We start from the raw sequence: 10413 nt of genomic DNA, 5'->3' as shown, positions 1-10413 counted from the left end.
AACTCGGCCGAGATCTTGGCCTTGTCGTGGCCGTAAGGCAGCAGATGCTCGGTCGGAATGCCGATCTTGGCGCCGATCTCCTGGATCTGTTTCTTCTTGGCGCCACGCGCGATCTCGATATCGGTCTTAAATTCGGCCATGACTCTCTTCCCTTGAGGTTGGTTCGATTTCGACGGAGCCGGTAAGGCTCCCGGATTAAAAACGAGGTGCTGCCTGACCTGCCGCGCGGAAGGCCGAGACGACGGTGTTGGCCATCAAAAGTGCGATCGTCATCGGGCCGACGCCGCCCGGTACCGGCGTGATGGCGCCGGCCTGTTCGGCCGCACTGGCATAGTCGACATCGCCGACCAGCTTCGACTTGCCGTTGGCGCCGCCGTCGAGGCGGTTGATGCCGACGTCGATGACCGTTGCGCCCGGCTTGACCCAGTCGCCCTTGATCATCTCGGGGCGACCGACGGCCGCAACCAGGATGTCGGCGCTGCGGCACAGCGCCGGCAGGTCCTTGGTCCGGCTGTGGGCAACGGTGACAGTGGCGTTGGCGTTGAGCAGAAGATTGGCCATCGGCTTGCCGACGATGTTGGAGCGTCCGACCACGACGGCGTTGAGGCCCGACAGGTCGCGGCCAAGCGCACGCTCGATCAGCAACATCGAGCCTGCCGGCGTGCAGGGCACGAAGGCGGTATCAAGTTCGCCGGTGCCGAGCTTGCCGACATTGGTGAAATGGAAACCGTCGACATCCTTGTCGGCGGCAATCGTCTGGATAATCTTGCCGGCATCGATGTGGTTCGGCAGCGGCAGCTGCACGAGGATGCCGTGGATTGCCGGATCGGCGTTGAGTTTTTCCACCAGCGCCACGAGATCCGATTCGGAGGTGTCGGACGAAAGCGCATGTTCGATCGAGTGGAAGCCGCACTCCTTGGCCTTCTTGCCCTTGGATGCGACATAGACCTGGCTTGCCGGATCGTGGCCGACGATGACCACCGCGATACCGGGCACGACGCCGGTTTTTGCGATGAGCTGCTCGGCCGCTACCCTGACCTTCGCCACCACATCGGCCGCCACTGCCTTGCCGTCGATTACCGTCGTCATGCTATGCCATTCCTCCCAGGCGAACGCGTCGATACCCACGGCAGGCGCCGTCGATTCGCAGCCCCGGATATCAGATCCGGACAGCTTTTGCGCTGAATTTTCCCGTCTGAATCTATAAAGGCGAGAGGCGTGAAAGTCAACCGTAATGCAAGAATCTTTCATGGAAAGAAATATTAGCCCAGCGCATTTTCCTGCCATGGCTACGGGCCGCGCCGTGCGGCCGCCCCAAAAGGAAAAGGCCGGCTTGCGCCGGCCTCGACCATAGCGACGAGATGTCTCCGTCAGATGACGAAGAACCAGTTGGCGAGCAGCACGACCGCCACGCCTGCAATCAGCGTCAGGTAGGGCAGGATGCCCGCCTTGCGGTTCTTCAGGTCTTCCTGGGTGATGCCGAGGTCGTCGAGCATGTGCGGCGGGAACTTGCCGCCATCCTGGATGTAGTGGCGATAGCAGAACACCGGGATGATCAGCGCCGCCGCGATGAAGCCGGCATACAGCGCCCAGGGGTTCCAGACCTTAGCGCCTGCGCCCATGAACATGGCATTGACGTAGGACAGCATGGCGCCGACTGCGATCAGGATCGTCGGTGCTTTCCACGGCCGATGGATGTGGCCGTTGTCGATGCGGTGGATCCAGCCCGCGTTCAGGTTGAGGAAGTTGAAGATGATGTAGCCGCAGTTCGACACCGACAGCACGAAGAAGAAGCTGGTGGCGTCGGCCGCCGCGACGGCGAGCAGGAACACGTTGAAGATCAGGTCGGTCCACATGGCGCGCGTCGGTGCGCCATGGCTGTTGACGTGGCTGAGGAACTTGGGCAGCCAGCCGTCGACCGAGCCCTGGTAGAGCGTGCGCGACGAACCGGCCATTGCCGTCATGATCGACAGCATCAGTGCCAGGATCATCAGCATCACCATGATCGAGGTGATGAAGCCAGCGCCGCCGACCATCCGGGCCATGGCTTCGGCAACGCCCGAGCCGTCGACGATCGGCGTGGCCAGCATGCCGTTGAGGCCGAGCACGCCCTGGAAGGTGAACGGCACCAGTGTGTAGAGCGCTAGGCAGAGCAGGCCAGAGTAGAAGATAGCACGGACAGTGTCGCGACCGGGGTTCTTGAACTCAGAGGTGTAGCAGATGGCCGTCTCGAAGGCGTAAGCCGACCAAGCGGCGATGAACATGCCGCCGAAGGCCAGGGTCCAGCCGGCGACGTTCCACGCGCCGGGCTCAGGCGAGTAGGCGGCGGCGAGCGGCACCAGCGGCGAATAGTTGTCCCAGTTGATCTGGCCGGTGATGATCGGGACGATGCCGACGATCAGCATCGGCACGATGACGATCAGGCCGATGTATTTCTGCACATTGGCGGTGCCGAGGATGCCGCGATGCTGGATGGCGAAGGTTATCAGCATCAGGATGACGCCGATGAAAAACACCGAGTTGAGTGAGAAGCTGACCGGGCCGAGCGTGCCGTGATAGAGCGTCCAGGTGCGGATCGCAGGGGTCGCTGCCGCAGTCAGGGCGGTCACTGCATCAGCTGCGCTCGTGCCGACATTGGCTGCCATGTACTGCAGCACCTCGGGCGAGGTTTCGGTGAAGCCGGGGATCGGCGCCAGCGCGTTGAGGATATAGGCCGCCGCAATTGAACAGCCCAGCGACAGCACCGGCGTCCAGGCGAGCCAGTTGCACCACACCGACAGCGGCGCGATGAATTTGGAATAGCGCAGCCATGCAGTCGCGCCATAGACCGAGGCGCCACCCGACTTGGACGGGAACAGCCCGGCAATCTCGGCATAGGTGAAGGACTGGATCAGGCCGAGGATGATCGAGGCCGTCCAGATCAGGAAGGCGATGTTGCCGGTGGTGCCGGCGATGCCGCCGATCGAAAACAGGACGAGGGCCGGCACGCCGCTGGCCACCCAGAAGGCGCCGCGCCAGTCGATTGTTCGTTGAAGCTGGCCGTCACCGGCGTCGCTGTGACTTGCTGTCGTTGTGCTCATTGTCGTTCCCCGTCTTGTTCAAAAAGGCCCCGCGCCTCCCAGCGCGGGACCGTGTCTGCGTTGTTGTTGGGTTCAGCGTGTCAGAGCACGAAGAACCAGTTGGATATCAGAACCACGGCGAGACCGGCGATCAGCGTCACGTAGGGCAGGATGCCGGCCTTCCTCTTGCGCAGGTCGGCCTCGTGCATGCCGAGATCGTCGAGCATGTGCGCCGGGAACTTGCCGCCGTCCTGGATGTAGTGGCGGTAGCAGAACACCGGGATGATCAGGGCCACGGTGAACAGGCCAGCCCAAAGAGCCATCGGGTTCCACACCTTGGCGCCAGCGCCCATGAACGCGGCATTGACGAAGGCGAAGATCGTGCCCAGTGCCAGCAGCCAGGTCGGGGCCTTCCACGGACGGTGGATGTGGCCGTTGTCGATGCGGTGGATCCAGCCGGCGTTCAGGTTCAGGAAGTTGAACATGATGTAGCCGCAGTTGGCGACGGCGAGGATGAAGAAGAAGCTCGTCGCGTCCGTGGCGGCGATCGCCAGCAGGAAGAGGTTGAAGATCAGGTCCGTCCACATGGCACGAGTCGGTGCGCCATGCTCGTTGACGTGGCTGAGATACTTGGGCAGCCAGCCGTCGACCGAACCCTGGTAGAGGGTGCGCGACGAACCGGCCATGGCGGTCATGATCGCGAGCAGCAGCGCCAGGATCATCAGCATGACGAGCAGGGTCTTCACCAGCGCGCCGCCGCCGACCATCGTGGCCATGGCGTCGGCGACGCCCGAACCGTCGACGATCGGGGTTGCCAGCATGCCGTTGATGCCGAGCACGCCCTGGAAGGTGAAGGGCACCAGGATGTAGAGCAGCATGCACAGCAGGCCGGAGTAGAAGATGGCCTTGAAGGTGTCGGTGGCCGGGTTCTTGAATTCGCGGGTATAGCAGACCGCGGTCTCGAAGCCGTAGGTCGACCAGGCGGCGATGAACATGCCGCCGAGCGCCAGCGTCCAGCCGGCGGTGTTCCACGAACCGGGCTCGGGCGCATAGGCTGCGGCCAGCGGCACCAGCGGCGAATAGTTGTCCCAGTTGATCTGCCCGGTGATGATCGGCACGACGCCGACGATCAGCAGCGGGATGATGACCAGCATGCCGACGATCTTCTGCACGCTTGCCGTGCCGAGGATGCCGCGGTGCTGGATGGCGAAGGTCATCAGCATCAGGATCGCGCCGATCCAGAAGGTGGCGTTGAGCGAGAAGCCGACCGGGCCCAGCGTGTGGCTGTAGAGCGTCCAGGTGCGGATACCGGGCGTGCCGGCGGCGGTGACCGCAGCGACCGCGTCAGCAGCGCTCGTGCCGACATTGGCTGCCAGGTACTGCAGCACCTCGGGTGAGGTTTCGGTGAAGCCCGGGATCGGCGCGAGCGCGTTGAGGATATAGGCGGCCGCGATGGTGCAGCCGAGCGACAGCACCGGCGTCCAGGCGAACCAGTTGCACCACACCGACAGCGGCGCGACGAACTTCGAATAGCGCAGCCAGGCGGTGGCGCCATAGACCGAGGCACCGCCCGACTTGTTCGGGAACAGGCCGGCGATCTCGGCGTAGGTGAACGACTGGATGAAACCCATGAGGATGGACAGGGTCCAGATCAGGAAGGCGATGTTGCCTGTGGTGCCGGCGATGCCGCCGATCGAGAACAGAACGAGCGGCGGCACGCCGCTGGCCACCCAGAAGGCGCCTCGCCAGTCGATTGTCCTGTGAAGTTGGCCGGCGGATTCCGCCGGACTGATGTCCGTTACAGCGCTCATTTGCTCAGTTCCCCATGGATTGAGAATGCCCGTCGCCCACGCCGGCATTTCCCGGTTTCTTGGTACGGCGGCAGTTTCCGCTAAGGCTTCTTTTTTTCCTCAAAGTGAAGTTTGTCTGAATTCGATGCGCCGTCAAGCCATTTTGTCGCAGCGCTGGTGGAAACTTCGATCCACGCTCCCCATGTCATAAGGTTGGCCAGGGTGCGCGTATCTTTCCGGCCAGGCAAATCCCACCCGAAGGGGTAGTGCGGCGGTTTTTCGGCCGTTCGCCGGCTACCAAGACGGCTCCGCTCCTATTTTGCCTAATATACTGGAATGAAAAAATCATTCATGTTATGAATTGAAGCTAAGGCCGAAAATAGATCGACCTGACACAGGAGACGTCGGCAAGAGGTGGGCGCACGAACATAGGCGGGAGGAACATGAACGCCGAATGGAAGGGTCAGCGCCAGGGCATCGGGATTGAGGTGGTGCCAGTGGCAAGAGACAGCAAGTTCAAGATATTGATCGCCGAGCGAAACCCGCTGGTGGTCGCGGCACTTGGCGACATGATCGCGCGCGACGGCCGCTTCGAGCTCGTCGACAGCGTGCCGACCGGCAAGGCCTTTCTCCAGGCGGCTTCCGAGCCAGATCAATCGTTCGATTTGGCGGTGCTCGGCTGGAAGTTGTCCGATATGGACAGTGGCGAGGTGCTGGCCGAAATGCAGCGGCGTTCGCTGCACGCCCGTGTCGTGGTCTTTTCCAATGACCATGACATATCGATCCTCAAGCAGTGCGTCCGCCTTGGCGTCCAAGGCTTCTGCTATCAGTTCGACGACCCGGCGATCCTGTTCGATACGCTGGTGGCGGTGGCGCACGGCCGCATCTGTATCCCTTATGTCGACGTGTCCAAGATCAACGACACGCCGCTGTCGCGTTTGACCACGCGCGAGCGCGAGCTGCTTTCGGTATTGGCGGATGGCTGGACCAATCTGCAGATCGCGGCGCGCACCGGGATCTCGGAAAATACGGTCAAATACCATCTCAAGAATCTTTACGACAAACTCGACGTCCGCAACCGGGCGATGGCCGTGGCTCTCTACGCCAGCGAAAAGAACCGTGGTCCGAGCGTGAACGCCTAGCCGGACGATTTTTCGGTTTTCGGAACGGGTCGTGCCTTTCGAGGCCGGCCCGTTTTTGTTTGATCGTGCCTTTCGGCGGCAGCAACCGCCCTCTGAAGTCGGCGCTGCTCGCAGGCCCTTTCGGTCCTTACTGCCTCGCTTCGCTCCTCCGGCGAACTCAGGGCCATCTCTCCGCCATTTCGTGGATCCTGGGAGACCGCAGCCCCAGCCGAGATTGACGTTTCCTCTCCCTCGCGAGGGCAGAAGTGGTTCGCGCAGCGAACCAGTGAGAGAGATAAAACCCCGAGATCTGCGCTAACCGAATTTCACCTTGAGGAAAGCCACAAGGCCGAGGCTCGTCGCCCGGTCCTCACGCAGCCTTGGCCGCTGCGATGCCCCGTGAAAGCAAAAATGCCGCCCCGGTCGGGGCGGCATTGCATGTCACTCAAGCAGGGCGCGGTCGTGGGACCGTAAATTACTCTGCTGCGACGGACGAGGCGGTCTGCAGGTACGATTCCAGCGAGTCGTCGAGCGCGTCCTTCCACGGCGTATGATGCGGCGGCGCCATCGTGCCGGTGATGACCGAGCGGTAGGAATGGTTGCGGAACTCCATGATTCCCTTCTTCTTGTGTTCCTTCCACTCGAAGAAGGCCGCGTTTGCGCCGTCCACGTTGAAGCTCGGATAGTCGGTTTCCGCGATCAGTTCCTTGACGTAGTCGCCCTGGTATTCGATCGCGTCATGGGTGTCCTTGCCGGCATCCTCGCGAGCAACGCGGTCCTGCACGTCGGCGACCATCTCCTGCTTGGTGGCAGGCAGCTTGACGCGGCCGAGGATCACGTCGCGTGCCCACCAGGCCTGCGCGTCGAACATGTTGAAGGTGAACCACTGGTCCTGCATGCCGATATAGAACATCGCCGGATTGTGGACGTAGGCGACGCCCTTGTAGAGGTCGGCGGTCGCCAGGCGGTTGGCGGTCCTGAGGCGCAGGTCGTCAGGCAAGAACGGGAAGTGGTGCTTGTAGCCAGTGCACAGGATGATGGCGTCGATGCGCTTGGTCGACCCGTCCTTGAAGGTGGCGGTGTTGATTTCGACCTTCTCCAGCAGCGGCCTCTCTTCCCAGTTGTCGGGCCATTTGAAGCCCATCGGCGCGGTGCGGTAGGAGTTGGTGACCGACTTGGCGCCATACTTCCAGCATTGCGAGCCGATGTCCTCGGCCGAGTAGCTGGTGCCGATGAGCAGGACGTCCTTGCCGGCGAACTCGCGGGCGTCGCGGAAGTCGTGGGCGTGAAGGATGCGGCCGTTGAAGCGGTCGAAGCCGGGGAATTCGGGAACGTTCGGGGTCGAGAAATGGCCCGAGGCGACGATGACGTTGTCGAATTCCTCGGAGTAGCAGTGATCCTTCGGCAGGTCCTGCACGGTGACGGTGAATTTCTTGGTCTCTTCGTTCCAGGTCACCATGCGCACGGCGGTCTCGAAACGGATCCATTTGCGGACGCCGGCCTTGTTCACGCGGCCTTCGATGTAGTCGAAGAGAACAGCGCGCGGCGGATAGGAGGCGATCTGCTTGCCGAAATGCTCTTCGAAGGAATAGTCGGCGAACTCGAGGCCCTCCTTGGGGCCGTTCGACCAGAGATAGCGGTACATGGAACCATGAACGGGCTCGCCATACTGATCGAGGCCGGTGCGCCAGGTGTAGTTCCAAAGGCCACCCCAGTTGGCCTGCTTTTCGAAGCAGACGATTTCCGGGATTTCTGCGCCCTTTTCCGCGGCCGACTGGAATGCTCTCAGCTGGGCCAGACCCGACGGTCCGGCTCCGATCACGGCGACACGCTTAGCTGTCATGGTTTCCTCCTATTTTGGTATAGACCAAATTTGGCTTATTGGTTCCTCTGGTCCAGAGTATATTGACGGCCGTTATACCAATTTGTCAACGATGAGTTTCCTGTGAGGAACAAAAATTTCGCTCCATGAGGATGAAGCTCCCAGGTTTTGATGATACTTACAGCCATGCAGAATTCCAGCTTTGCCCATCATCTTGCGGTTTCCAGCGTCCTGCCGCGGCTTTCCGTCGGCATGCCGAATGCGGTGAATGTCGGGTTCCTGGCTCCGCTCAGCGGGCAGGTCGAGTCATGGGGCTTGCCCGGATTGCATGGCTGCCGGATCTGGGAGGACTGGCTCAACAAGACCGGCGGGTTGCTGATCAACGGGCGGCGCTATCCGATCAAGATCGTCGAGTACGACTGCGACTACGATGCCGGGCGGGCCGAGGCGGGCGCGCGCCATCTGATAGAGCAGCATGACATCAAGCTGCTGATGATGCTGGGCGGAGATACGATTGCGCCGATACGGGATTACCTGACCCAGCGCAAAGTCCTGACCTCAACGCTGCTGCCCAGCGACCTGTCGCCGGATACGCCTTATCTGATCGCACCCAGCGAACTGCATCCGATCTACAATGTGACAGGAGTGGACTGGCTGGCCAAGGCAAAGCCAGAGCTTCGGACTGTCGCGATATGCAGCCAGTCGGATGCGCTTGGCCTGCCCTCGCTAGCGACGTATCGCGCAGCCTTCAAAGCGGCCAATGTGGGGATTGCCAAGGAAATCCAGTACGATCCTGGCACCACAGATGCTGCCGGAATCGTGCAGCCGATGCTGGATTCGAACCCTGATATCCTGTGCTGGTGCACCAGCTATACGCCCATGGTCCATGCCATGACCGAATATGCGCATGCGCAGGGCTTCAAGGGGCAGATCATCTCCTGCACGCTGGACTATTACGATCAGCTCGTGGCCCGGACATCTGTCGAATTCATGGAAGGTTTCGTCTTCCAGTTCCCCGATTTCGACGACGAAAAGCTGACGGACAAGACGTTTTTCTTCAATCAGCCAAAGGGCTTCTTCGACGAGTACAACCACCGCTTTCCCGGCACCTGGACCGCGGTGAGCTGGGAGTATGTCGCCATCCTGGATATCTGGCATGCGGCGGTCGAAAAGTGCAACAGCGTCAATCCTCTACCCGTCTTGGCGGCCATGAAGCAGCTTGGACATGTCACCCACGCGTTCGGTCCGGCTCATTGGTGGGGCGAGAGCATGTTCGGGATCGACAACGCGCTGGTCGGAGACTGGCCGGTGGTGACGCTAAAGAACGGCAAGGCGAAAATTGCTGCTTTCGGCTCGATCCCGCGCTGGCTGAAACGCCATGGCGGCCTTCTCAAGCAGGAAATGTCGGATCTGGGACAGCTTTGGGACCAGCGCCTGCAATCGAGCGGGAATGGAACCGCCTTGCAGGCACGGACTCCGGAGTCAGTCCTGCAGAAATAACTTCTGCTCCTCGACCAGGTGCAGCTTGATGAATTCGACGGCTCGCTCCACGTCGCGAGAGGCAATCGCATTGAACAGCGCGTTGTAGCGCTGTTGGTACTCGAGGATCCGTTTCGGGGACAGATGCCGGCGAAGGAGCGTCGTACGAAAGCTCACCCGGCAGGCCTCGATCGTCAGATTGTAGCAGGATGCGAGCAGGCGATTGTGCGTTCCTTCGGCAATCTTGCGATAGATTTCCTCTTCGCATTTCACGAAAGCGGCAACGTCGGTATGCACGCTTTCGATCTTCGACATGAGTTGTTCCAGGTCCCACACTTCGCGCGGAGTCATGTTGATGACGGCAAGGCGAACCATTTCGGGCTCAAGGATACCGCGCACCACAAGGTGGTCCAGGGGGCTGGTCTCCATGGCGACCGAGCTCTCGCCGCGCTCCGGCACATCGTCCGAGCGATAGGTGACGAAACTGCCGCTGCCGGGACGTCGATTGATGACTTTGCGCGCTTCCAGCACATCCAGTGCCTCGCGCACGGTATTGCGGGCTACCCCCAACTCCGAAGCCAACGCCCGCTCAGACGGAAGGCGCGTGTTCAGCGGATACTCCTCCGACGTTATTTTCGCCAACAAGCGATCCAGAACCGTCTGCACAGTCGCCCCCACCGAGTAGGTTGCGATGATCTGAGATGTGAGTTGGTCGGCTTCAGCCTTCATTTCGCGACCCTGCATATCAGTTCTGCCTCATGGCCACGGCGCGAGGCGAAGCCTACCGCAGCACAGTCTAAGTTTGAAATGTTTGTCGAATCCGACCCAGTAGCACGGTTGACGGGGCGGGGACAATCGCTTGACAGGTTAGGGGACGTCAATGGTCCGGACCTCGCCCGACAGGCCGCCCGGGGTCGGTCGCCTCGCCTCATTTTTCAGCTATGCGGCGAAACGAAGCCTTGCTAGGGCGGTAAAATCGAGTATTCTCTAGACTGAAATATTTTTACACACAGGCAAATTTTGACGAGGTGGTGATGACTATCGCAGACTACCCCGCCGTGACCTCCGGCCCGCCGCGGCCGAGTCTCATCCTGCAGCCCGGGCTGCTGTTGCCGGGCATGGAGCGTTACCATGTGCCGGGC

At 61.2% G+C, this 10413-nt stretch carries 8 protein-coding genes; 2 read left to right on the top strand and 6 right to left on the bottom strand.

Annotated features, from left to right (window positions below):
* The 4 genes from GGQ99_RS25900 to GGQ99_RS25885 form a co-directional block, all read right to left on the bottom strand.
* On the bottom strand, positions 1-140 hold a 140-nt coding region (locus tag GGQ99_RS25900; protein ID WP_183264787.1), incomplete at its 3' end, for a formate--tetrahydrofolate ligase.
* 55 nt (positions 141-195) lie between these two features.
* The gene (gene folD / locus GGQ99_RS25895) at positions 196-1089 is read right to left on the bottom strand and encodes a bifunctional methylenetetrahydrofolate dehydrogenase/methenyltetrahydrofolate cyclohydrolase FolD (protein WP_183264786.1); all 894 of its coding nucleotides are present in this window, start codon (positions 1087-1089) and stop codon (positions 196-198) included.
* A 281-nt stretch (positions 1090-1370) separates the two neighbouring features.
* Entirely contained in the window at positions 1371-3080 is a 1710-nt protein-coding gene (locus GGQ99_RS25890; RefSeq protein WP_108609309.1) for a trimethylamine N-oxide permease, read from the bottom strand.
* An 80-nt stretch (positions 3081-3160) separates the two neighbouring features.
* A complete protein-coding gene (locus tag GGQ99_RS25885; RefSeq protein ID WP_108609308.1) occupies positions 3161-4870 on the bottom strand; it encodes a trimethylamine N-oxide permease in 1710 nt (569 codons plus the stop codon).
* A 422-nt stretch (positions 4871-5292) separates the two neighbouring features.
* Here GGQ99_RS25885 and GGQ99_RS25880 point away from each other — a divergent pair, with 422 nt between their 5' ends.
* Positions 5293-5991 (top strand): response regulator transcription factor, encoded by a 699-nt coding sequence (locus tag GGQ99_RS25880; protein ID WP_108609307.1) that lies wholly within the window; start codon positions 5293-5295, stop codon positions 5989-5991.
* 454 nt (positions 5992-6445) lie between these two features.
* On the opposite strand, the gene GGQ99_RS25875 is transcribed toward GGQ99_RS25880, so the two are convergent.
* Positions 6446-7813, bottom strand: a complete 1368-nt coding sequence (locus GGQ99_RS25875) for a flavin-containing monooxygenase (protein ID WP_108609306.1) — start codon at positions 7811-7813, stop codon at positions 6446-6448.
* Between the two features lie 165 nt (positions 7814-7978).
* Between GGQ99_RS25875 and GGQ99_RS25870 the strand changes: the two genes are divergently transcribed.
* Positions 7979-9292 (top strand): ABC transporter substrate-binding protein, encoded by a 1314-nt coding sequence (locus tag GGQ99_RS25870; RefSeq protein ID WP_108610043.1) that lies wholly within the window; start codon positions 7979-7981, stop codon positions 9290-9292.
* On the opposite strand, the gene GGQ99_RS25865 is transcribed toward GGQ99_RS25870, so the two are convergent.
* Positions 9275-10000, bottom strand: a complete 726-nt coding sequence (locus GGQ99_RS25865) for a FadR/GntR family transcriptional regulator (protein WP_108610042.1) — start codon at positions 9998-10000, stop codon at positions 9275-9277. The genes GGQ99_RS25870 and GGQ99_RS25865 overlap by 18 nt on opposite strands.
* Between the last annotated feature and the right edge of the window lie 413 nt (positions 10001-10413).

It is taken from the genome of Aminobacter niigataensis (assembly GCF_014200015.1).
Classification (GTDB): Bacteria; Pseudomonadota; Alphaproteobacteria; order Rhizobiales; family Rhizobiaceae; genus Aminobacter; species Aminobacter niigataensis.
The sequence above is the reverse complement of the archived record's forward strand: the minus strand, read 5'-3'. Positions and strand labels throughout refer to the sequence as shown.

Bases quoted from the DNA above. Each gene is read 5' to 3' on its own strand.
- GGQ99_RS25875 (WP_108609306.1), bottom strand. From the start codon at position 7,813: ATGACAGCTAAGCGTGTCGCCGTGATCGGAGCCGGACCGTCGGGTCTG.
- GGQ99_RS25880 (WP_108609307.1), top strand. From the start codon at position 5,293: ATGAACGCCGAATGGAAGGGTCAGCGCCAGGGCATCGGGATTGAGGTG.
- GGQ99_RS25865 (WP_108610042.1), bottom strand. From the start codon at position 10,000: ATGAAGGCTGAAGCCGACCAACTCACATCTCAGATCATCGCAACCTAC.
- GGQ99_RS25890 (WP_108609309.1), bottom strand. From the start codon at position 3,080: ATGAGCACAACGACAGCAAGTCACAGCGACGCCGGTGACGGCCAGCTT.
- GGQ99_RS25870 (WP_108610043.1), top strand. From the start codon at position 7,979: ATGCAGAATTCCAGCTTTGCCCATCATCTTGCGGTTTCCAGCGTCCTG.
- folD (WP_183264786.1), bottom strand. From the start codon at position 1,089: ATGACGACGGTAATCGACGGCAAGGCAGTGGCGGCCGATGTGGTGGCG.
- GGQ99_RS25885 (WP_108609308.1), bottom strand. From the start codon at position 4,870: ATGAGCGCTGTAACGGACATCAGTCCGGCGGAATCCGCCGGCCAACTT.